Raw genomic sequence first — 21967 nt, forward strand, 5'->3', positions numbered from 1 at the left:
ACCTCAGGTTGGTGCAACTATCGGCAGAGTCAGCAAATTTCACAAGGTTTTTCCCCGGCGGCCAGGAACCACGTCACCGTCGAGTTGACTTGACCAGTGGCTCGGGTCAGTCATTGTGTCATGCGTTTACTGCTTTTTCTGATTGGACTGATCGCGTTTTCCGGCGCAGCGATCGCGCAGGACCGAGCTGTGGTCGAGCGGCAGTTTCAGGACTGGTTGCAGCAACAGGTGTGGCCGTTGGCCCGGGCACAGGGTGTATCGCGCCGCACGTTTGACAGCGCAACCGACGGGGTTCGCCTGTATTGGGAGCTGCCTGATCTTGTTCCGCCGGGCTCCCCTACACGGGCACCCAAAAAGCAAAGGCAAGCCGAGTTCGGGTCCCCCGGCCGGTATTTCAACGCAAATTCGGTTCAGGGTGCCGCCACCGGCGGTCGGGGTATGGCCAAGCGTCATGCGGAAACGCTGCGCCGGGTCGAGGAACAGACCGGCGTTCCCGCCCGGATCATCCTTGCGGTCTGGGGCCGAGAAAGCGGCTATGGGCAGGTTCCGATCCGGCATGACGCGATCCAGGTGCTGGCCACCAAAGGTTTCATGAGCACGCGCGCGGATTATTTTACCGGCGAACTGATCGCCGCGCTGCAGATCGTCCAGGGCGGTCACGTGAATGGCCGCGCGATGAAAAGCAGCTGGGCCGGCGCGTTGGGCCAGCCGCAATTCATGCCGACCAGCTTTTTGAACCACGCGGCCGACGGCAACGCAGACGGCCGGGCCGACATCTGGGGGTCGGCAGACGACACGATTGCATCGATCGGAAACTACCTCGCGTGGCACGGTTGGGTCAGCGGCCGCGATTGGGGGTTCGAGGTGACCGTACCGGCGTCTGTGTCCTGCGCGCTTGAGGGTCCCGACCAGGGCCGGGCGATCCGCGACTGGGTTGCCATGGGCATCACACGCGTCTCGGGCCGCCCCTTCCCCGAACACGAGCTGCGCGGCGAGGGCTACCTGATGATGCCAGCTGGCCGGAACGGTCCGGCCTTTGTCGTAACGCCCAATTTCTACGTTCTCAAAGACTATAACATGAGCGACCTCTACGCCCTGTTCGTGGGCCATGTGGGCGATCGCATTCAGTATGGCGTGGGCGATTTCAAAGGCCGCTGGGGCAAGGTGGGCGGTCTCTACAGGTCGGATATCGCGGCCATGCAGCAGGCGTTGATCGCGATGGGGCATGACGTGGGTGGTGCCGACGGGCTTCCGGGATACAAAACCCGCCGGTCGATCGGCCGCTGGCAGGAAGAAACTGGCCAGCGCGCCACCTGTTTCCCAGAGGCCGACATGAAATCGCGGTTGCGTCCCTGACCGCTGGCGATTCGCCTGATTGGGCGAAAGCGGGCGGCGAAATTCTGCCGAAACAGATCGCGCCACAGACTGCAATCCGAGCGGCCTGGGCACGAAAATATCGCAACGATACACGCCATCGTTACAAAATTTCAGCGACCACGCGTCACGAAGTTTCTTTCTACCTTTAGGCGATCCGGACTCATGGGAAGGCTTTAACCCTGCCCAAAATAGTGGCACGGTCTCGGCCAGCGAGAGGAAGCTCTTGCATCCACTTCACCGACTGCAATCCAGAAAGCTGCGACGCAGTGTTCCTTGCGAATTGGCACAACCCAAAATCGAAAAAAACCGGGTCCCAGCGGATGTCGGGCAACCAGGGCCGCCGGACGCCATCCCATATGGATGCGCAGACCGCCGCCACAATAATTGGGAGAAGATCATGAAAACCATCCTTCGAAACTCGGTGGCGGGCCTGCTGTGCTCGACCTTCATCACCGGTGCCGCGCTGGCCGCGGGCACCCATCCGGTCACCGGCGAGCCGCTGGCCGATGACCAGACCTTCGTCTACCGCGTGCTGGACGAGCACAGCTCGGTCGACCCGCAGGTGGTCGAGGACGTGTCGGGCGCCGAGATTGTCCGCGACCTGTTCGAAGGTCTGATGAATCAGGACGAAGACGGCAACCTGGTTCCGGGCGTGGCCACCGGCTATACCACCAACGAAACCAAGGACGTTTACACCTTCACCCTGCGCGACAACGCCAAGTGGTCGAACGGCGATCCGGTCACCGCACATGACTTCGTTTTTGCCTGGAAGCGTGCCGTCGATCCGGCCCTGTCCTCGCCCTATGCCTGGTTCATGGAGCTGATGTCGATCGAGAACGCCGCCGAGATCATCGCCGGCGACAAGCCGGTCGACGATCTGGGCGTCAAGGCTATCGACGATCACACGCTGGAAGTGAAACTGAGCGCGCCGCTGCCCTATTTCCCGCAGATGACCACGCACTCGACCACCTTCCCGGCCCCGCAGAAGGTCATCGAGCAGTTCGGCGATGAATGGACCAAGCCCGGCAACATCGTCTCGAACGGCGCCTATGTCCTGACCGAGCACCTGCCCAACGAACGCTCGGTGCGCGAGCGCAACCCGATGTACTGGGACAACGACAACACCATCATCGACAAGGTCGTGGCCCTGGTCATCAACGATGAGAATGTGGCCCTGACCCGTTATCTGGCCGGTGAGCTGGACCGAACCGAGGTACCCGCAGGCCAGTTCCCGCGCCTGAAGAAGGAATACCCGAACGAGGCGATCAGCTTCCCGCGCCTGTGCAACTACTACTATACGTTCAATCTGTCCGACGGCGGCCCCGAGGCCTTCAAGGACCCGAACGTGCGACAGGCCCTGTCGCTGGCGGTTGACCGCAAGATCATCACCGAGAACATCCTGGCCGGCGGTCAGCCCGAAGCCTACACCTTCGTGCCCGAAGCCACCGCAGGGTTCACTCCGCCGGTCGTGGAAATGGCGTCGATGACTCAGGCCGAGCGCGACGAGCTGGCTAAGGAATTGCTGGCCGAGGCCGGATACGGCCCGGACAACCCGCTGAGCTTCGCGATGGTCTACAACACCTCCGAGGCGCACAAGAAAGTCGCCGTGGCCCTCAGCCAGATGTGGAAGCAGAAGCTGGGTGCGCAGGTCGAGCTGGCCAACATGGAATGGAAGATCTTCCTGGAAGAGCGCGGCAACCAAAACTTCGAGCTGGCCCGCGGCGCATGGTGCGGCGACTACAACGAAGCCTCAACCTTCCTGGACCTGCTGCAGTCGGATTCCGGCTACAATGACGGCAAGTACAACAATGCCAAGGTCGACGAGCTGCTGGCCCAGGCCAAAACCTCGGACGATCCGGCCCCGTTGTACACCGAGGTTGAGCGGATCATCGCACAGGAAACCCCTGTGATCCCGATCTACCACTATGCCGGTGTCTACATGATGGACAGCGACGTGGGGAACTGGCCGGTGAACAACGTCGAGCAGAACTGGTACTCGAAGAACCTCTACAAGATCGCCGAGTAATCATCATCCTTTGATCGCGCCCTGCCCCGGACCGGCTCCGGGGCAGAGCCAATAATTGGGGGCATGAAATGCTTGCCTATGTCATCCGGCGACTGCTGATCGCCGTTCCGACGATCCTGTTGCTGATCGTCGCCAGTTTCTTTCTGATGCACTTCGCGCCCGGCGGGCCCTTCACCTCGGAGCGGCCGTTGCCGCCGCAGGTTCTGGCCAATATCGAGGCGCGCTACGGGCTGGATCAGCCGCTGTGGAAACAGCTGTGGGATTACCTGTACAACATCGTCGTGCATTTCGATTTCGGCCCATCCTTCAAGTTCAAGGACCGCGACGTGAACGACATCATCGCGCAGGGCTTTCCGATTTCGCTGACCTACGGGATGCTGTCCTTCCTCGTGGCCACGCTGGTGGGCGTCAGTTTGGGCATCGCCGCTGCGATCCGCCACAACAGCTGGATCGACTATTTCGCCGTGGGTCTGGGCATCGCCGCCCAGGCGCTGCCGAACTTCATCATGGGCCCGATCCTGATTTTGACCTTCACCCTGTGGCTGGGCTGGCTACCGGGCGGCGGCTGGAACGGGGGTCAGTGGCAATACCTGATCATGCCCGTCATCGCACTTGCGACCTCGTACATGGGCTCGATCGCGCGGATCACCCGGTCATCGATGCTCGAGGTTCTGAACTCGAACTTCATCCGCACCGCGCGGGCCAAGGGCCTGCCGACCCGCACCGTGATCTGGCGTCACGCGCTGAAACCCACGCTGCTGCCGGTGGTGTCCTATCTGGGGCCGGTCTTCGTCTATGTGCTGACCGGTTCGGTCTTCGTTGACATCTATTTCTCGACCGGCGGGCTGGGGCAGGCCTATGTGGGTTCGGCCCTGTCACGCGACTATGCGGTGCTGCTGGGGGTCACGATCCTCTATGGCGTTCTGACCGTTCTGGTGAACCTGCTGACCGACCTGGCCTATGCCTGGTTCGATCCGAAAATCCGTTACTGAGGGGGCTGGCAAATGCTTGGAAAATCTCAGAAAGCCGCCCATCTGGCCGAAGACATCACCGATTACACGGTCATTCAGGGGCGTTCGCTTTGGCAGGACGCGCGGATGCGTTTTGTCCGCAACAAGGCCGCCATGGCCAGCGTGTTCATCCTGGGCCTGATCGTTCTGTTCACGATCATCGGGCCCTACTTTGCCGTCTGGAGCAACGAGGAAATCGACTGGAACGTCATGGGCGACGTGGCCGGCATGGGTATGCCGTCCATCGAGACCGGCCACTATTTCGGCGTCGACGATCTGGGGCGCGACCTGTACAGCCGGGTCATCCAGGCCACCACCACCTCGTTGCTGGTGGGCCTGATCGGGGCGGCCACCGCGCTGATCGTCGGCACCTGCTACGGCATCGCCGCCGGTTACATCGGCGGGCGCGTCGATGGCGTGATGATGCGCTTCGTCGACATCCTGCTGGCCATTCCGGCCACGCTGGTCATCATCCTGCTGCTGGTCGTGGCGGGGCGGTCGTTCTTCATGCTGTTCATCGCGCTGGGTGCGGTGGGCTGGCTGACCATGGCGCGGATCGTGCGCGGCCAGACCCTGACCCTGAAGAACCGCGAGTTCATCGAGGCCGCCCGTGCCGCCGGTGTCAGCGAGTTCACCATCATGTACCGCCACATCCTGCCCAACCTGCTGGGCGTGGTGATCGTCTATGCCTCGCTGCTGGTGCCCGAGATGATCCTGACGGAAAGTTTCATCTCGTTCCTGGGGCTGGGGATTTCTGAACCCTATACCTCGTTGGGTCGTCTGATCGCCGAGGGCGCCGGAACCATGGGTTACGGCACGTTGTGGCAACTGATGTACCCCCTGGCATTTTACGTCACCATCATCATCACGATGTTCTTCATCGGCGATGGCCTGCGTGACGCACTGGATCCAAAGGACCGCTGACATGAGCCTGCTTTCCGTAAAGAACCTGAGCGTTCAGTTCGACACGCCCGACGGGGTGGTCGAGGCCGTCAAGAACATCAGCTTTGACATCGCTCCGGGCGAATGCCTGGGCATCGTCGGCGAAAGCGGGTCGGGCAAAAGCCAGACCTTCATGGCCGCGATGGGGCTGCTGCCGCCGGCGGGCCGGGCCACCGGGTCGGTGCTGCTGAACGGGCAGGAAATTCTGAACCTGCCCGTGAACAAGCTGAACCAGATCCGCGGAGATGACGTGGGCATGATTTTTCAGGACCCGCTGACCGCCCTTACCCCGCATCTGCGGGTTGGCCAGCAAATGCGCGAAGTCTTGCAGGTGCACGAAGGCCTGCAGGGTTCGGCCGCGCGGCAACGGTGCCTGGAATGGCTGGACCGCGTGCGCATCCCCGAGGCCGCGCGCCGTCTGGACCAGTTCCCGCACGAGCTGTCGGGCGGGATGCGCCAGCGGGTGATGATCGCCATGTCGATGCTGTGCAATCCCAAGCTGCTGATCGCCGACGAACCGACCACCGCGCTGGACGTGACCGTTCAGGCCGACATTCTGGACCTGATGGTACGTCTGCAAAAGGACGAAGGCACAGCCATCGCCCTGATCACGCATGACATGGGCGTCGTGGCCCGCATGTGTGACCGGGTGCAGGTCATGCGATTGGGTGAGTTCGTCGAGGCCGGTGACACGCGCGAGATCTTTCACGCGCCCAAGCACGACTATACCCGCACCCTGATCGAGGCCATGCCCCGCATCGACGCGGGCGACGCGCCCAAGGCCGTGCAGACCGACGAGGCGCCGCTGCTGAAGGTCGATGACGTCAAGGTGCATTTCCCGATCCACGTTCCGGGCGGCATCTTTGGCCGCAAGGTGCCGTTGAAGGCGGTGAACGGCGTCAGCTTTGACATCCGCAAGGGTGAAACCCTGGGCGTGGTCGGTGAATCGGGCTGCGGCAAGTCCACCCTCGCCCGTGCCGTGCTGCAGTTGATCGAGCCGAGCGACGGCAATGTCAGCTGGCTGGGCCATCCGATCGTCGGGCTGAAACGGGCCGAGCTGAACAAGTACCGCAAGGATCTGCAGATCGTGTTCCAGGACCCGCTGGCCAGCCTGGACCCGAGGATGACGATCTCCGCCTCGATCGCGGAACCGCTGAAAACCTATCGCCCCGACCTGACCGAGCGCGAGCGCAAGCAGATGGTCGCCGAGATGATGGAACGGGTCGGCCTGAACGCCAACATGATCAACCGCTACCCGCACGAGCTGTCGGGCGGGCAGAACCAGCGGGTGGGCATCGCACGGGCGATGATCAACAAGCCCAAGCTGATCATCTGCGACGAGGCGGTCTCGGCGCTGGACGTGTCGATCCAGGCGCAGATCGTGCAGCTGCTGAAGGAACTGCAGCAGGAGTTCGGCCTGTCGATGATCTTCATCAGCCACGACCTGTCGGTGGTGCGCGCGGTGTCGAACCGGATCATGGTTCTGTATCTAGGTCGGATCGTCGAACTGGGCGATGGCGAGGTGATCTGCGCGAACCCGGTTCATCCCTACACGCAATCGCTGATCTCGGCGGTTCCGATCCCGGACCCGGATGTCGAGCGCAGCCGCCAACGACTGAAACTGCCGGGCGAGTTGCCCTCGCCCATGGATCCCAAGGCAGCGCTGCGGTTCCTGCCCAGCCGTCTGGCAGCGGGTCAGACCGACTATGTTCCCGCGCTCAGCGAGATTTCGCCCGGGCATTTCGTGGCTGAACACGATCCGCTGGAAGCGATCATGGCGAGCGCTTGATCCTGTCCCCGAAGCCGGGCAACCGGCTTCGGGGTGCTTGCCCGTTAGGGCAGAGATATTGGAAATGGGTATTTTGACTTTGCCATGACCAGATGGCACCCTTCGGTCGTTTTCGGCCTGTTTCTTCGGGCATCATTGATTGATCCGGTTTCGCAGCCTAAGAGGAAGCCCCGGATGCACCACGTCCGCCGGCTAAGTTTTTGAATTTGAGAGGTCACATGTCACGCAAGGTCACCAAGGCGATTTTCCCTGTCGCAGGATTGGGCACCCGGTTTCTTCCGGCAACGAAATCCGTTCCGAAGGAAATCATGACGCTGGTTGACCGGCCCCTCGTTCAATATGCCATCGACGAAGCCCGCGCTGCGGGTATTACCGAGTTCATCTTTGTCACATCACGCGGGAAATCGGCACTCGAAGACTATTTCGACCACAATCTCGTGCTGGAGCAGGAACTGAAGGCCAAAGGCAAGGATGATTTGTTGGAGGTTCTCGAGAACACCAACATGGAAAGCGGTGCTATCGCCTATATCCGCCAACACAAGGCTTTGGGCTTGGGACACGCCGTATGGTGCGCCCGCCGCCTGATCGGCGATGAACCCTTCGCGGTCATGCTGCCCGACGACGTTATTGCCGCCGACAAACCCTGCCTGCAGCAGATGGTCGAGGCTTACGAGGAAACCGGCGGCAACATGGTCGCCGCGATGGAGGTCGCACCCGAAAAAACCAGCTCGTACGGGATTCTGGACGCGGCCGACAGTTCCGGCAAGGTGATCCGCGCCCGCGGCATGGTCGAAAAGCCCAAGGCCGACGAGGCTCCGTCGAACATGGCGGTGATCGGTCGATACATTTTGGGGCCATCGGTTCTGTACAACCTCAATCAGATGAAGAAAGGCAGCGGCGGGGAGATCCAGCTGACCGATGCCATCGCCGAAGACATCGGCAACGGGGTCCCGGTTTTCGGATACCGCTTTGATGGTCAACGGTTCGACTGCGGATCCAAGGCAGGCTTCCTGCAGGCCACGGTGGCCTTTGCGCTGGCCCGGAATGACCTGCGCGACGATCTGAGCGCCTATCTGAATGATATTGTTGCCACAGGTCGGGCCGCCCAATAAGCGGCGGTCCTTCACCCACCCTGTGATGACTGCGATAAAACGTCAGAAAACCAGCCGAAAAGCCCATTCGTCATGACCACCATCTATCCTGTCATTCTGTGCGGCGGCTCCGGAACCCGACTTTGGCCGCTGTCCCGAAAAAGCTATCCCAAACAGTTCGTGCCTCTGGTCGGAAGCAGCAGCCTGTTGCAGAACTGTGCGGACAGGATGCGAGGGCCCAAGGACACACCGTACGCCAAGCCCCTGATACTCACCAATGAATCGTTCCGCTTCATCGTCACCGAGCAGCTTACCGCCATTGGTGTCGACCCCGGTCCGATCCTTATTGAACCTGAAGGCCGCAACACGGCTCCGGCGGTCTTGGCGGCCGCGCTTTACCTGTCCAAGGTAGACCCGGATGCTTTGATGCTGGTGGCGCCGTCCGATCACGTCGTTCCCGACAAATCCGCGTTCCACGCGGCGGTTTCTCAAGGTGTGACCGCCATCGAGAGGGACCACCATCTGGTGACGTTCGGAATCACTCCGGACAGGCCGGAAACCGGATATGGATATCTGAAGCTCAGCGCTGCGCCCGACGCGACAGGTGCTGCGGTCGCATTGGACCATTTCGTTGAAAAGCCCGATCTGGATCGGGCCAAGGCCATGATTTCCGATGGCAGTTACCTGTGGAATTCCGGAATTTTCCTGTTTGCGGTGCGCGACATCATCGCTGCGTTCCAGGATCATGCACCCAACCTGTTGCCGCCGGTACAGACTGCAGTCGAGGACGCGAAGGCCGATCTTGGCTTTCTGCGACTGGACGCATTGGCCTGGGGGAAAGTCGAAGACATTTCGATCGACTACGCGGTCATGGAACGGGCCAAAAACCTGAGCGTTGTTCCCTATGCCGCCGGCTGGTCGGATGTCGGCAGCTGGTCGGCCGTCCAGGAACTGAGCAGCCCTGACAAAAACGGCGTTGCGACCACCGGTGAGGTGACGACGATCGACTGTAACAACGTGTTGATCCGGTCCGAGTCAGCCTCCCAAGAAGTCGTGGCCATGGGGCTCGAGAACATGATCGCTGTGGCCATGCCGGATGCCGTTCTGGTGGCCAGCATGGACAAGGCACAGGACGTCAAACAGGCCGTGGCTGCCCTGAAGGAGAAAGGGGCACCGCAGGCCGAAGCTCTGCCGGTCGACCATCGCCCCTGGGGCTGGTTCGAGAGCCTGGTCGTGGGCGAACGATTCCAGGTCAAACGGATCCACGTAAACCCCGGCGCGGCCCTGAGCCTGCAATCCCACCACCACAGGTCCGAGCATTGGATCGTCGTGGAAGGTACCGCCAAGGTCACGATCGATGACGAGGTTCGTCTGGTCAGCGAAAACCAGTCTGTCTACATCCCCCTTGGCGCGGTTCACCGCATGGAAAACCCCGGCAAGGTGCCTATGGTCCTGATCGAGGTCCAGACCGGCGCCTACCTGGGAGAAGACGATATTATCCGATACGAGGATGTCTACGCCCGCAACTGATCGTGGCTGAACAACGCAGCTCTGGCCGCTAACGGTTCACGCTTTGGGCGTACAGAATAGAATCAGCTGGTCGACCTCCATCGTAAAACCATACACAGCCGCCCCAAAAGGGCGGCTTTGTTTCGTATTTGGAAATCCATAAGTAACCAAATCCTTTTTGTGCCGTTCGCACGTGAAAGCGGGGATTCATCCCATCCGCGGCAGGGTGGCGCGCAGCGAATTCCATGAATCGATGGCCCAAGGAGGTTCCCGCCCGTGTCTCAAAACACCCCCCGTTTGAATCTGCCGTTTCTGCAACCCTCACAGGCGCAAAAACACGTCACCCACAACGAAGCGCTGCGGCAGCTGGACCTGATCGTGCAGCTGAGCGTTGTGGCTCTGGATGAAACCATTCCGCCTGCGGCACCAGATCAAGGTGCCATCTACGGCTTGGGGGCCAGCCCGACAGGCGCCTGGGCGGGGAAGCCTGGGCAGCTCGCAGCATGGTTGGACAATGCTTGGGTCTTTGTCACTCCGGCAAACGGATGGCGGGTTTGGGATCAAGCCAGCGCCGCGCTCAAGGTCTGGGACAACGGGGGATGGATCGATCCTCCGGTCAATACAGCAAACCTTGCCGGGGTCGGGGTCGCAACCGGATACGATCCGACCAACCGCTTGTCGGTTCGGGGTCCCGCCACATTGCTGAGCCACGACGGAAGCGACCACCAGTTGAAGATCAACAAGGCGAGCGCGACTGACACTGCCTCCCTTCTGTTTCAGTCCAACTGGACCGGTCACGCCGAGATGGGCCTTGCGGGCAATACCGATTTTTCCATCAAGGTTTCACCTGACGGAGGCTCTTGGACAGAGGCGGTGCGCGTGGATGCCACATCGGGAACGATCAGTGGCGCGGCCGTTCAAGCCAACCCTGAAGATGTAACACCCGGACGGCTGATGCGAGCCGACTACGGATATTGCCCCGGCAACCTCTTGGGTCAGGTGACGCAGTCTGGCGGGACCCCTACCGGCGCAGTGATCGAGCGCGGCGCAAATGCGAACGGCGAATTCGTTCGTTTCGCGGACGGAACTCAGATCTGCACTCTCGCGGCGAGCGCGGTGACTTGTACCGCCGGCATGGGGCCACTGTTTGCAAGCCCTCAGAATACTTGGGCTTTCCCCGCGCCTTTTGCTGCGGGCAGCACTCCGACCCTGAGCGGCAGCGGTAATGCACTGGGACGGTTCATCAGCTTCGATTTGCCGACCGAAACGCAGGTAGCGTGGCAAGTTCTGGCGGCGGTGTCCGATCCGGCAGCGATAAGCCCGACAGTCGCAGCCATCGGCCGCTGGTTCTGATCACCGAACGCACCCGGTCTTTGGGCCGGGTGCCTATTTGGCCCGCAGGTCGCCGGCCGATTGATCAAGGAACCAAGCATAGGTCTCGCGGATACCATCTTCGAGACCTATGCGTGCTTTCCAGCCCATCTCGGCCAACCGAGAAACGTCCATCAGCTTGCGCATCGTACCATCAGGCTTGGTGGTGTCCTGCGTGATCCGGCCGGAATACCCGGTGATTTTGGCGATCAGTGCGGCCAGTTCGGCAATCGAAACGTCCTGCCCGCAGCCCACGTTTATGTGGCTCAGCATGGGGTGCGTATTGGCCTGATACACGTCCTGCGGCAAATCCATTACGAACAGCGATGCCTCGGCCATGTCATCGACATGCAGGAATTCACGCCGCGGCTTGCCAGTTCCCCAAATCAGCACCTCGTCCAGCCCGTCGCGTTTGGCTTCGTGGAAGCGGCGGATCAGTGCTGGAAGAACATGGCTGTTCTCAGGGTGGAAATTGTCGCCCGGCCCATACAGGTTGGTCGGCATGACCGACCGATAGTCGACCCCGTGCTGGCGGTTGTAGCTTTCGCACAGCTTGATCCCGGCGATCTTGGCAACCGCATAGGGTTCGTTCGTCGGCTCCAAAACACCCGTCAACAACGCGTCTTCGCGCATCGGCTGCGCTGCTTCACGCGGGTAGATGCAGGAACTGCCCAGCTGCAGAAGACGCCGTACACCGGCCGCAAAAGCCTGATGGATCACGTTGCACTCGATCATCAGATTTTCGTAAATGAAATCTGCAGGATACGTGTTGTTGGCGTGGATCCCCCCCACCTTGGCAGCGGCCAGGATCACGACGTCTGGGCGCTCGGCCTGCATGAAGGCGCGGACGGCCGCCTGATCCGTCAGATCCAATTCGGAATGGGTTCGGGTCACCAGTTCAAGCGGCTCGCCATCGGCCTGGCGCGCCTTGAGCTGACGCAGGATTGCTCCACCTACCATGCCACGATGTCCGGCGATGTAGATCTTGCGCATTTCTGCCTCCTCAGCCGTTTTCCAGGCTGACCGGCAATTCGAATCCATGCTCTTTCAACAAGGCGTGGCGCTTGGCGGTTTTGAGGTCTTCCCGCACCATCTCTGCGCACATTTCCTGCACGGTCAGCTCCGGCTCCCATCCCAATTTGGCCTTGGCGTTCGACGGGTCACCCAGCAGCGTCTCCACCTCGGCTGGGCGGAAATACTGCGGGTCGATCCGCATGATCACGTCGCCGGGTTTCAGCGCTGGGGCGTTGTCGCCGTCGATCGCCGTCACCGTTGCGACCTCGTCGACACCGCTGCCCGAAAACTCCAGGGTGAGCCCAAGCTCGGCCGCCGACCATTCGATGAACTGGCGTACGGAATACTGCTTGCCGGTGGCAATAACGAAATCCTCGGGCTTGTCCTGCTGCAGCATCATCCACTGCATCCGCACGTAATCCTTGGCATGGCCCCAATCGCGCAGGCTGTCGATGTTCCCCATGTAAAGGCACTTCTCTAGGCCCTGGGCGATGTTGGCCAGACCACGCGTGATCTTACGGGTGACAAAGGTTTCGCCGCGGCGCGGGCTTTCGTGATTGAACAGGATTCCGTTGCAGGCATACATCCCGTACGCCTCACGGTAATTGACCGTGATCCAATACGAATACAGCTTGGCCACCGCGTAGGGCGAGCGCGGATAGAACGGGGTCGTTTCGCGCTGCGGAGTTTCCTGGACCAGCCCATAAAGTTCCGAAGTTGACGCCTGATAGAACCGGGTCTTGTTCTCAAGTCCCAGGAACCGGATCGCCTCAAGCAGACGCAGGGTGCCGATGGCATCGACATCCGCGGTATATTCCGGAGACTCGAAGCTGACGGCCACGTGAGATTGGGCGCCCAGGTTGTAGACTTCGTCCGGCTGAACCTCCTGGATGATGCGGGTCAGATTCGAGGTATCGCTCAGATCGCCGTAGTGCAGGCGCAGCTTCGGATCAGGCTCGTGGGGGTCCTGATAGATGTGGTCGATCCGCTGGGTGTTGAACGAGGATGCCCGACGCTTGATCCCGTGAACCTCATAGCCCTTTGCCAACAGAAATTCGGCCAGGTAAGACCCGTCCTGTCCGGTAATTCCGGTGATCAGCGCTTTTTTGGTCATCAGTTTGTTCCACCAGTTTTATGGACGCCCATTTGTCGCCCCAAAAACAGCAAGATGTCATGGAATGCAACCCGAGGCCACTGTCAGGCATTGAAACCGGCGGAAGTTTCTCCGAATGTGTGGCCGCCCGAGGTGGCATTGGTAACAAGGGAATTTGAATAATGCGTATTGCGATGATCGGCACCGGATATGTGGGTCTGGTGTCGGGTGTGTGCTTCTCGGATTTCGGCCATGACGTCATTTGCGTCGACAAGGCCGAAGCTAAGATCCAGATGCTGCAGGCCGGAAAGGTTCCGATCTACGAACCGGGGCTGGATGTTCTGATGGCCAAGAACGTAGCCGCCGGCCGGCTGAGCTTTACCACCGATCTGGCGAATGCGGTGAAGGGCGCGGATGCCGTCTTTATCGCTGTAGGGACTCCGACCCGCCGCGGCGACGGCCATGCGGATCTGACCTATGTGATGGCAGCGGCCGAGGAAATCGCCCGTGCGATGGATGGCTACACCGTGGTGGTGACCAAATCCACGGTTCCGGTCGGGACCAACCGCAAGGTTCAGGAAGTTGTCGCGGCAGCCAACCCCAAAGCCGACTTTGATGTCGCCTCGAACCCGGAATTCCTGCGCGAAGGCGCCGCGATCGACGATTTCATGCGTCCGGACCGCGTCGTTGTAGGGGTCGAGAACGACCGCGCCGCCGAGGTGATGGCCGAAATCTACCGCCCACTTTACCTGCGCGATTTTCCGATCCTGACGACGGATCTGGAAAGCGCCGAAATGATCAAATACGCGGCAAACGCCTTTCTCGCCACTAAAATCACATTCATCAACGAAATCGCAGGCCTGTGCGAGCGGGTCGGTGGCGACGTCAAGGAAGTGGCGCGCGGCATCGGCTTGGATGGGCGTATCGGAAACAAGTTCCTGCATGCCGGCCCCGGTTACGGTGGATCATGCTTTCCCAAGGACACCGCGGCGCTTGCGCGGATCGGGCAGGAACATGCCTTTCCAATGCAGATCACCGAAACCGTCATGCGCGTGAATGATGAGGTCAAAAAACGCATGATCGCAAAGATCCGCGAAGCCTGCGACGACAGTTTCAACGGCAAGACCGTGGCGGTTCTTGGGGTGACGTTCAAACCCAACACCGACGACATGCGCGATGCTCCATCACTGACCATCGTGCCCGCCCTGATCGGTGGCGGCGCCAAAGTTCGCGTGGTCGACCCTCAGGGCCGGTCCGAGGGTGAGGCTCTGCTGCCGGGTGTAGAGTGGGTCGAAGACCCGTATGCCGCAGCCAAGGACGCGGACGCAGTGGTGCTGTTGACCGAATGGAACGAGTTCCGCGCGCTGAACCTGATGCAGATGGCCGCTGAGATGAAATCTCCACGCATGGTCGACCTGCGCAACATCTATTCACGCGACAAGGTCAAGAAATCCGGTTTCGAAACCTATGTCGGGGTTGGGCGCTAAGCGTCCAATCCCCTGGCCTCTCCTGGCTTTTGGGTTTCGAACCCGGCTCAATCATAGAGTGGAACGGTGGCCTTGGCCCCAGCTGCCAGCGCCTTGCCCAGATCGCGCCGCACCTGTTCGTACAGGGCAAGCGACTCGTCAGAAAACAGGGTGACGGGCGGATCGACATGGATGAAGTTTCCCTGCCGGTCCTCTCCGCGCGCGACCATCGCGTAGTCGCAGTCCGCCACCAACTGCTTCGCATTCGGGCTGATATAGCGGATGGCCATCCCGATACGTCGATCGTCCGACCGGTTCGGACCCGAGCCATGAATGGTCAGCCCGTGGTGCAGTGACATCTGTCCGGGCGCCAGTTCGATATGGGTTTTGTCTTCCTCGGCCACTTCGACCGCAATCTCTTGCCCGCGCGACAACAGGTTGGTTTCGGAATAGGTGTCATTGTGCGGAAGTATTGGGTTCTTGTGGCTGCCCCGGACAAAATCCATGCAGCCGCTTTCCACGGTTGCCGGCGACAGGGCCAGCCAGGCCGTAACCTGATCCGGGGTCTCGCCCATCCCCCAATAGGTCAGGTCCTGATGCATGCCAACCGTCTGGACGGTGCGCGGCTCTTTGATGAAAAACTCGGCCGACCAGATCATGATGTCCGGACCCAAGACGCCTTCGACGGCATCCAGTATACGCGGATCCATAGCCAGTCGCGCCGCCAGCGGCATGACGAGGTGTGAATTCACGCGCTTGTAGGTATTCAGCGGTAGAGGCAGATCGGCGGCCATCCAGTCGCGTTCAATCTGTTCGAGTTCCGAGCGCACCTGCGCGGCCTCGTCAGCAGACAGAATATCCAGCGGAAACAGGAAGCCGTCTTCCCAGTATTGCGCTGCTTGCGATGGGGTCAGTTTGTGCCGGGCCAGGTCTTGGATGTCGGGCATGGGTGCACCTTTTCGGATCGGTTCACGCACAGCCTAGCCGAACCGGTCTTGCGACGAGAACGCAAAGCCTTGCCTGTCAGGATAAGTTCAGCTTAGCCTGGTTGCCATGTCGACCCGCATCCCCTCTCTCAACTGGCTGCGCGTTTTCGAGGCCGCGGCCCGAACCGAGAGCTTTGCCCGTGCTGCCGCCCAGCTGAACATGTCGGCCGCCGCCGTCAGCCAGCAGGTCAAGGCGCTGGAAACTCGTCTGGGGACACCGCTGTTTCATCGACATGCCCATGCCGTCACTTTGACCGAGGCCGGGCGGGCCTATCTGCCGGTCGTGCAGCAATCGCTGGTGATGCTGGAATCGGCCACTACTGGCCTGTTCGGCCAGACCCGGGACCAACGGCTGTATGTCCAATCCGTGTTGTTGTTCGCGCAAGGGGTGCTTGCGGCCGGCCTGACCCAGTTCCAAGAATCCCATCCTCAGATCAACCTGTCCCTGACGACGGGGAACCGGATCGCCGACTTCGCCAATCGTTTTACCGACCTGCAGATCGTGTTCGGCAACCCGACGCTGTTCGGGGCCGAGGGTGACATGCTGTTGACCGAGACCCTTTTTCCCGTGGCGCCACCGGACATTGCCGAACAGATCCGCACTCCACTGGATCTGGCCCGGTTTCCGCTGATCGAGGTTTCGACCCACAGGGCCAGCTGGCCGCACGTTTTCGAAACCCTCAGGCTGCCGGCCGGGCAGGCCCAGTATTTCTTCGCGGACAACTCGGTGATGGCGGCCGAGCTATCCGCGCAAGGGGTCGGGATCGCCCTGGCCCGCGCGCCCGCGTCTGACCGGATCATGCGGATGTCGGGCCTGGTGCCGTGTCTGCCCGAGGTGGCCGTGCCGGGCCGGGATGCCTACCACCTGATCTACCCGTCGCGGGCCACCTTGCGGCCGCCCGCGCGTGCGTTCCGCGAGTGGTTGCTGGACTATAGCCCGGCAGCCCAGACCCGATAACGGCCCTGCCCGGTCACTTCGCGGATCAACCCACGTTCGGTGAACTTGTCGAGATTGCGCTGCACGGCTGCACGCGATGCCTGCGTCAACTCCTCGGCCAATGGCGCAGATACCATGGGCCACGCGGTCAGCACATCGATCAGGACCGGCGGCGTCCGCCCGCTGAGATTCGTGGTGGCCTCGCGTGCCCGGGCCTCCCACGCGCTGACGCGATCCAGATGCAGCAGCGCGGCCAAGGCTGCCTGCCCTGCCCCCCGAACCCAAACGTTGAGTTTTTCCTCCGGCGAGCCGATGCCGCGCAGCGCCCCGGGGCCCGACAATGCCAAGGGCATGAACAATGCCCCGCCCCGACCCATCGTGGCCGCATGCCGCGCAGCGATCACCGCTGCTTCGGTATCCTGTCCCATTCCCTGCGACAGCGCGCGCCACGCGTGAAAGGCAATGGCCGACTGCGTGACAGGGTGCAGGGCTTGCGCGCTGTCCATCACTTCGGCCAAGTCCGCGACCGCCTCTGGGACTTCGTCTATCCCCTGTGCCATCCGGTCCAGAAATGCGGCCAGTCCCGATTGCCAGCCGCCGTCCGACGGCCCCGCGCCCGACGTCAGTCGCCGAACCGCCCAACCCGCCCGAAACAATGCTTGCACATCGTCCCCGGTGGCTCCGATGCGCAATCCGGTCCACAGGGCAAGCCGATCAACACTGATCCGGTCACCGGTCCACCACCCCAGGTCGGATACGTCCATCAGGGCCAGCCGGTGGGTCCACCCCTTTGGACCACTGCGCAGCCGCTCGTCCAGCGCCCCGAAGGTCAAGGCCAGATCCGCCAATCCCTGCGCCACTTCAGCTTGGGCGGCGCGCCAGTCCCGTGGGTCGAACAAAGCGCCCCGATCGGCACGCGGACCCGGCGGCAACATGTCCTCGGGCGCCACTACATCTTCGGGCGGCAGAAACCAAAGGTCTTCGTCGTCCGGCGGGTCGACGTCATAGATACTGCGCGGACCGTCCATGACATCGTCCTCGTCGGGGTCCGGGTTCGTGGCCTTGGTCGTCATGCCAGCATTGTTCGGCCAATCGCACCGGTTCACAAGAGGTTTCGCGCAAGGCGGCTCAGCCGGCGAATGTCTGAGCCAGATAATCCAGTTGCACGGTCAAATCGCTGTCCGGCCTGTTCCCCAACAGCATGTATCCGTATCCGTCCCTCGCCCACCGGGCCGTTGCAAGCCCGCTCAGGACTTCCTGCTTCAACGCTGCATTCGGCGCGCCATCGCCCTGACGGATCACGCACAGCGCAAAGGGATTGCCATCAGCGTCGGCAAAAACGATCTGAACCAATGGTTTGCCCTTGAAGGACAAAACCTGCGCGGCCTTCAGTTCCAGCCCAGGCAAACCTTCAAGCGAATCCCGGTTCAGCGGGCGGCCCAGTTTCTCTTCGGCCAATGAGATCTGGGCGTCGACGACCGCCGGCGGGTATTCGAGCGTTGCAATCGAATCCGGCGTGTAAAGCGATTGATACAAGGCCGCCTGTTCTGCCCATCCCATCGGTTGTGGGCGGGTCAGCCAAAATGTCAGAGATACGGCCAACACGGCCGCGGCAGCCGCGACGCCCAACAGGCGCCAGGGCCCCGCCGAAGCCGGAATCCTAGGCGGCAGTTCAACTTGTGGCGCGGCGGCGGGAATGTCACGGAACACCTCGCGAACCACCGGCGCAATCGGATCCAGATCCATCAGGCGCTGTTCCAGTTCCGGATCATCCTCAACAGCGGCCTCTATGGCATCGCTCTCCTCAGACCCCAATGAGCCTTGCAGATAGGCCTTTAGCGTATCGTCGGAAAAGGTCATGAGTCCCTCCGTCGGTCGGACGCACTGGCATCCTGCGGCATCGCAGCTTGCAGTTTCTTGCGGGCATTGGAAAGCCGGCTCATGATCGTACCAATCGGAACCTCCAGCAACGCGGCGGCCTCGCGATAGCTGTAGCCCTCGACAAAGACCAGCATGACTGTTTCGCGTTGTGCCTCGGGCAGTTGCATCACCTGTGTAAACACTTCCCGCGCAAAAATATTCATTTCGGCGTCGGTACCCGGCGCGATCAATTCGGCGTCCGGCGTTGTGGCCAACCCCTGGGACTTGCGCACGGTCCGCGCCCGCAGTTCGTTCAACCAGATCGACCGGCAGATCGTCATCAACCACGAATCCAACCGATCAGTATGCGTCACCTGATGGCTTCGCTCCAACGCACGCAGGCAAGTGGCCTGGGTCAGGTCGTCGGCAACATCCTGCGCCCCCGACAGAGCCAGCGCAAACCGCCAGACACGTCTGGAATACGCCCCAATCGCCTGACGCACGGCCTGTTCCGAACTGTTGAGGTCATCACTGGGCACTTGGTCGATCCATGTTAAGGCACGCATCCCACGACGCCAGAACTGGCACAGACAGAGAAGAATTGAAAACGCTTTCTTTACGGTCGCTTGGCGTCAGCGTCCGATCGCCTCCTCGGACGCTCGCTTGGCAGCCACCAGCGCCAGCAGTTGGTCCTTGGTTCGTCCGATATGCGCGGACAGAAGCGCACAGGCCTGCTCGACCTGCCCATCCCGGGCGAGGCGCAGCAATTCGCGATGCTCTTTGCGGGCCGGTTCGCGTTGTTGCATCACACTGAGATGCATTCGGATGTACCGGTCCGACTGAAGACTCACGCGGTGCAGCAGCTCGTTGGTCAGGCTTCGGTTCGCGGCCGCGTAGAGGGCCGAGTGGTACTGATAGTTCAGCGCGCCCCACCGGCTGACGTCATTGGCGTCGTACGAGGCCTCCATCTGCTCCAACAGGTGTTCGCAGCGCGCGAAGTCAGATTGGATCATCTGCGGAATTGCCCGACGGAACAGGTCGGTCTCCAACAGCGACCGCAGGTCGAAGATCTCGCCGATTTCGGACAGGGAATGGCGCGTGACCCGTGCCCCGCGATTGTTCGTCAGCTGCACCAGACCTTCGGCATCAAGCTGTTTCAGCGCCTCGCGCACCGGCATGCGCGACACGTCATAGTCTTCGGCCATTGCCTCCTGACGGATGGTTTCGCCTTCCGCCAGATCACCGCTGAGAATGCGTTCACGCAAGTCGGACGCGATTGCATCGGGAAGGCTTTGACGGGTGATTGCACGTTTTGCTGCCAAGGGTCTGTCCGCATTTGCATTTTGGATACAAATATCCGCCCCGTGCCGCTTTTCCAACCGCCTATTGGGTTGAACAGGGCTAGGGTTCCCCGCTACCCATTTGGCAACTGAGATCAAACCGAGGGACGGACCATGAGCGAAACGGTACGGCTGACGCCCGAAGAAATGACCGACCTGAGCCTGAAGGTTCTGTCCCATGTGGGTTATGGCCCTGACCACGCTCAGGCGATCGCGGAACTTTTGACCACCTGCCAAATGGACGATTGCCAGTCGCACGGGCTGTTTCGCCTGTTCATGTGCGCCCAGACCATGCAGGCCGGCAAGATCGACGGCCATGCGCAGCCCCAGGTCGCCCCCTCGGACAATGCCATCGTCCGTGTCGACGCGCAGGGCGGCATGTCGTTGCTGGCGTTCCAGAAAGGCCTGCCGCATCTGGTCGAGAAGACCCGCACCCACGGGATCGCGGCCATGGCGATCAACCGCTGTTTTCATTTCTCGGCGCTGTGGCCCGAGGTCGAGGCCCTGTCGGCCGAGGGGCTTGCGGCCATGGCGATGGTACCCAGCCATTCCTGGGTGGCCCCTGCGGGGGGCACACGCGGCAGCCTGGGTACCAACCCGCTGGCCTTCAGCTGGCCACGCATGGGCAAGGACCCGTTCACCTTCGATTTCGCCACCAGCGCCTTCGCCCGCGGCGAGATCGAGCTGTACAAGCGCGCGGGCAAACCCCTGCCCGAAGGCGTGGCGATCGACAAGGACGGCAACGCCACGACCGATCCGCAAGCGGCGCTGGACGGCGCGATGCTGACCTTCGGCGGCTACAAGGGCTCGGCCCTGTCGATCATGATCGAGCTTCTGGCCGGCCCGCTGATCGACGACCTGACCAGCCTCGAGAGCATGGAGTTCGCCCAAGGAACAGGCGGCGCGCCATACCACGGCGACATCATCATCGCCTTCGACCCCGACCAGTTCAGCGGCGGGCGGCGACAGGCCAACGACGCGCGGGCCGAGCGCCTGTTCGCCGATATCCTTGATCAGGGCGCGCGCCTGCCGTCACAGCGCCGCTTTGCCGCCCGCGCGCGCAACACCGCCCGGGGATATGCCGAGGTTTCCGCGCAACTGCATCACGACCTGCTGGCCCTTCTGGACTAGCGCCCCCAGGTGTCGCGCAGGCGGTAGCCTTGCGGCCAGGGGTCGTCGGGGTCCAGCATGTGCTGGTGGATGCCGGTGATCCATCCGCGGCCCGAGATCTCGGGCAGAATGGCGGGGCGGTCGCCAACATGGGTTGTGCCGAGTATACGGCCGGTAAACCGCGAACCGATGATCGAGACGGCCTCAAAGCTCTGGCCCGGGCGCATCTGCCCCCGCGCGGCCATCAGCGCCATGCGGGCCGAAACGGCCGTGCCGGTGGGCGAGCGGTCGACCTTGCCGGGCTGGATCGCCACCGCGGATCGGCCAGTCAGGCCGGTTTCGGTTTCAGTCAACGGTCCGCAGAACGCGCAGAACGAGATGTGGTTCCAATCCGGGTTTTCGGGATGCGCGAAGCCCAGCTGCGCATTGGCGGCATCGGTGATCGCCACCCCCAGGCGGGCGATGTCGGCGGCCTCGTCCTCGGTGATGCGCAGCCCCAGCGCCGCCGCGTCGACCACCACGAAACTGTCCCCGCCATAGGCGGTGTCCACCGTCAGGGCCCCCAGCCCCTCGACCTCGAGCGGCGCGGCGAGGCGGTCGGCAAAGCTGGGCAGGTTCTGGACGAAGATCCGTTCGGCCTTACCGTTGCGGCATTCGGCCCGCACCTGCACCAGCCCGCCCGGCGCCTCGAGCGTCAGGTGGGTCTCCGGCTCGGTCATCGGCAGGATGCCCCCGTCCAGCAGCACCGTCGCCACGCAGATCGAGTTCGAGCCGGACATGGGCGGGGTGTCCTCGGGCTCCATGATGATGAAGGCGGCGTCGGCATCGGGGTGTTTGGGCGGCACCAGCAGGTTGACATGGCGGAACACGCCGCCGCGCGGCTCGTTCAACACGAAGTTGCGCAGGGTCTGGTCGCGGGCGATGAAGCTGCGTTGCGCCCAGATCGTGTCGCCGGGCGGCGGGGCGACGCCGCCGACGATTACGTCGCCCACCTCACCCTCGGCATGGGCCGAGATCACGTGGATGGTCTTGCTGCTGCGCATCAC

At 61.9% G+C, this 21967-nt stretch carries 19 protein-coding genes; 11 read left to right on the top strand and 8 right to left on the bottom strand.

Annotation, left to right across the window (positions count from 1 at the left end; genetic code table 11):
* Positions 1–120: 120 nt before the first annotated feature.
* The 8 genes from AC2FNZ_RS10170 (at position 121) to AC2FNZ_RS10205 (ending at position 11097) form a co-directional block, all read left to right on the top strand.
* A complete protein-coding gene (locus AC2FNZ_RS10170; RefSeq protein ID WP_496840484.1) occupies positions 121–1356 on the top strand; it encodes a lytic murein transglycosylase in 1236 nt (411 codons plus the stop codon).
* Positions 1357–1774: 418 nt separating this feature from the next.
* Positions 1775–3403, top strand: a complete 1629-nt coding sequence (locus tag AC2FNZ_RS10175) for a peptide ABC transporter substrate-binding protein (protein ID WP_170457629.1) — start codon at positions 1775–1777, stop codon at positions 3401–3403.
* 68 nt (positions 3404–3471) lie between these two features.
* A complete protein-coding gene (oppB, locus tag AC2FNZ_RS10180; RefSeq protein WP_093963128.1) occupies positions 3472–4395 on the top strand; it encodes an oligopeptide ABC transporter permease OppB in 924 nt (307 codons plus the stop codon).
* A gap of 12 nt (positions 4396–4407) precedes the next feature.
* Entirely contained in the window at positions 4408–5337 is a 930-nt protein-coding gene (locus AC2FNZ_RS10185) for an ABC transporter permease subunit (RefSeq protein WP_170341315.1), read from the top strand.
* 1 nt (position 5338) lies between these two features.
* The gene (locus AC2FNZ_RS10190) at positions 5339–7144 is read left to right on the top strand and encodes an ABC transporter ATP-binding protein (protein WP_496840485.1); all 1806 of its coding nucleotides are present in this window, start codon (positions 5339–5341) and stop codon (positions 7142–7144) included.
* A 218-nt stretch (positions 7145–7362) separates the two neighbouring features.
* Positions 7363–8256, top strand: coding sequence for a UTP--glucose-1-phosphate uridylyltransferase GalU (galU, locus tag AC2FNZ_RS10195; protein WP_093963131.1), 894 nt, complete (start codon positions 7363–7365; stop codon positions 8254–8256).
* A 72-nt stretch (positions 8257–8328) separates the two neighbouring features.
* The gene (locus tag AC2FNZ_RS10200) at positions 8329–9765 is read left to right on the top strand and encodes a mannose-1-phosphate guanylyltransferase/mannose-6-phosphate isomerase (protein WP_496840487.1); all 1437 of its coding nucleotides are present in this window, start codon (positions 8329–8331) and stop codon (positions 9763–9765) included.
* A 255-nt stretch (positions 9766–10020) separates the two neighbouring features.
* Positions 10021–11097, top strand: coding sequence for a DUF2793 domain-containing protein (locus AC2FNZ_RS10205; RefSeq protein WP_496840489.1), 1077 nt, complete (start codon positions 10021–10023; stop codon positions 11095–11097).
* A 33-nt stretch (positions 11098–11130) separates the two neighbouring features.
* On the opposite strand, the gene fcl is transcribed toward AC2FNZ_RS10205, so the two are convergent.
* On the bottom strand, positions 11131–12108 hold the full coding sequence (fcl, locus tag AC2FNZ_RS10210; RefSeq protein ID WP_496840490.1) for a GDP-L-fucose synthase: 978 nt from the start codon (positions 12106–12108) through the stop codon (positions 11131–11133).
* A 10-nt stretch (positions 12109–12118) separates the two neighbouring features.
* Positions 12119–13243, bottom strand: a complete 1125-nt coding sequence (gmd, locus tag AC2FNZ_RS10215) for a GDP-mannose 4,6-dehydratase (protein ID WP_496840491.1) — start codon at positions 13241–13243, stop codon at positions 12119–12121.
* A 161-nt stretch (positions 13244–13404) separates the two neighbouring features.
* Between gmd and AC2FNZ_RS10220 the strand changes: the two genes are divergently transcribed.
* Entirely contained in the window at positions 13405–14709 is a 1305-nt protein-coding gene (locus AC2FNZ_RS10220) for a UDP-glucose dehydrogenase family protein (RefSeq protein ID WP_496840493.1), read from the top strand.
* 47 nt (positions 14710–14756) lie between these two features.
* Here AC2FNZ_RS10220 and AC2FNZ_RS10225 read toward each other — a convergent pair whose 3' ends face one another.
* On the bottom strand, positions 14757–15635 hold the full coding sequence (locus AC2FNZ_RS10225) for a phytanoyl-CoA dioxygenase family protein (RefSeq protein WP_496840494.1): 879 nt from the start codon (positions 15633–15635) through the stop codon (positions 14757–14759).
* A 106-nt stretch (positions 15636–15741) separates the two neighbouring features.
* Between AC2FNZ_RS10225 and AC2FNZ_RS10230 the strand changes: the two genes are divergently transcribed.
* On the top strand, positions 15742–16632 hold the full coding sequence (locus AC2FNZ_RS10230) for a LysR substrate-binding domain-containing protein (RefSeq protein WP_496840495.1): 891 nt from the start codon (positions 15742–15744) through the stop codon (positions 16630–16632).
* Here AC2FNZ_RS10230 and AC2FNZ_RS10235 read toward each other — a convergent pair.
* The 4 genes from AC2FNZ_RS10235 to AC2FNZ_RS10250 form a co-directional block, all read right to left on the bottom strand.
* Positions 16605–17684: a helix-turn-helix domain-containing protein gene (locus AC2FNZ_RS10235; RefSeq protein WP_496840497.1), complete on the bottom strand. Its 1080-nt coding sequence runs from the start codon at positions 17682–17684 to the stop codon at positions 16605–16607. The genes AC2FNZ_RS10230 and AC2FNZ_RS10235 overlap by 28 nt on opposite strands.
* A gap of 55 nt (positions 17685–17739) precedes the next feature.
* The gene (locus tag AC2FNZ_RS10240) at positions 17740–18471 is read right to left on the bottom strand and encodes a hypothetical protein (protein WP_496840498.1); all 732 of its coding nucleotides are present in this window, start codon (positions 18469–18471) and stop codon (positions 17740–17742) included.
* Positions 18468–19010, bottom strand: a complete 543-nt coding sequence (locus AC2FNZ_RS10245) for an RNA polymerase sigma factor (RefSeq protein WP_496833510.1) — start codon at positions 19008–19010, stop codon at positions 18468–18470. Before AC2FNZ_RS10245 ends, AC2FNZ_RS10240 begins: the two co-directional genes overlap by 4 nt.
* Positions 19011–19103: 93 nt before the next feature.
* Positions 19104–19793 carry a GntR family transcriptional regulator gene (locus AC2FNZ_RS10250; RefSeq protein WP_496840500.1) on the bottom strand — a complete coding sequence of 230 codons (690 nt, stop codon included), beginning with the start codon at positions 19791–19793 and terminating at the stop codon, positions 19104–19106.
* A gap of 132 nt (positions 19794–19925) precedes the next feature.
* Here AC2FNZ_RS10250 and AC2FNZ_RS10255 point away from each other — a divergent pair, with 132 nt between their 5' ends.
* Positions 19926–20942 (top strand): Ldh family oxidoreductase, encoded by a 1017-nt coding sequence (locus tag AC2FNZ_RS10255; protein WP_093963141.1) that lies wholly within the window; start codon positions 19926–19928, stop codon positions 20940–20942.
* On the opposite strand, the gene AC2FNZ_RS10260 is transcribed toward AC2FNZ_RS10255, so the two are convergent.
* A complete protein-coding gene (locus tag AC2FNZ_RS10260; RefSeq protein WP_093963142.1) occupies positions 20939–21964 on the bottom strand; it encodes a trans-3-hydroxy-L-proline dehydratase in 1026 nt (341 codons plus the stop codon). The genes AC2FNZ_RS10255 and AC2FNZ_RS10260 overlap by 4 nt on opposite strands.
* Between the last annotated feature and the right edge of the window lie 3 nt (positions 21965–21967).

The sequence above is a fragment of the Ruegeria sp. SAZA006 genome, assembly GCF_059613465.1.

Bases quoted from the DNA above. Each gene is read 5' to 3' on its own strand.
- AC2FNZ_RS10235 (WP_496840497.1), bottom strand. From the start codon at position 17,684: ATGACGACCAAGGCCACGAACCCGGACCCCGACGAGGACGATGTCATG.
- fcl (WP_496840490.1), bottom strand. From the start codon at position 12,108: ATGCGCAAGATCTACATCGCCGGACATCGTGGCATGGTAGGTGGAGCA.
- AC2FNZ_RS10175 (WP_170457629.1), top strand. From the start codon at position 1,775: ATGAAAACCATCCTTCGAAACTCGGTGGCGGGCCTGCTGTGCTCGACC.
- AC2FNZ_RS10260 (WP_093963142.1), bottom strand. From the start codon at position 21,964: ATGCGCAGCAGCAAGACCATCCACGTGATCTCGGCCCATGCCGAGGGT.
- AC2FNZ_RS10255 (WP_093963141.1), top strand. From the start codon at position 19,926: ATGAGCGAAACGGTACGGCTGACGCCCGAAGAAATGACCGACCTGAGC.
- AC2FNZ_RS10240 (WP_496840498.1), bottom strand. From the start codon at position 18,471: ATGACCTTTTCCGACGATACGCTAAAGGCCTATCTGCAAGGCTCATTG.
- AC2FNZ_RS10170 (WP_496840484.1), top strand. From the start codon at position 121: ATGCGTTTACTGCTTTTTCTGATTGGACTGATCGCGTTTTCCGGCGCA.
- gmd (WP_496840491.1), bottom strand. From the start codon at position 13,243: ATGACCAAAAAAGCGCTGATCACCGGAATTACCGGACAGGACGGGTCT.
- AC2FNZ_RS10185 (WP_170341315.1), top strand. From the start codon at position 4,408: ATGCTTGGAAAATCTCAGAAAGCCGCCCATCTGGCCGAAGACATCACC.
- AC2FNZ_RS10200 (WP_496840487.1), top strand. From the start codon at position 8,329: ATGACCACCATCTATCCTGTCATTCTGTGCGGCGGCTCCGGAACCCGA.
- oppB (WP_093963128.1), top strand. From the start codon at position 3,472: ATGCTTGCCTATGTCATCCGGCGACTGCTGATCGCCGTTCCGACGATC.
- AC2FNZ_RS10220 (WP_496840493.1), top strand. From the start codon at position 13,405: ATGCGTATTGCGATGATCGGCACCGGATATGTGGGTCTGGTGTCGGGT.
- galU (WP_093963131.1), top strand. From the start codon at position 7,363: ATGTCACGCAAGGTCACCAAGGCGATTTTCCCTGTCGCAGGATTGGGC.
- AC2FNZ_RS10190 (WP_496840485.1), top strand. From the start codon at position 5,339: ATGAGCCTGCTTTCCGTAAAGAACCTGAGCGTTCAGTTCGACACGCCC.
- AC2FNZ_RS10225 (WP_496840494.1), bottom strand. From the start codon at position 15,635: ATGCCCGACATCCAAGACCTGGCCCGGCACAAACTGACCCCATCGCAA.
- AC2FNZ_RS10230 (WP_496840495.1), top strand. From the start codon at position 15,742: ATGTCGACCCGCATCCCCTCTCTCAACTGGCTGCGCGTTTTCGAGGCC.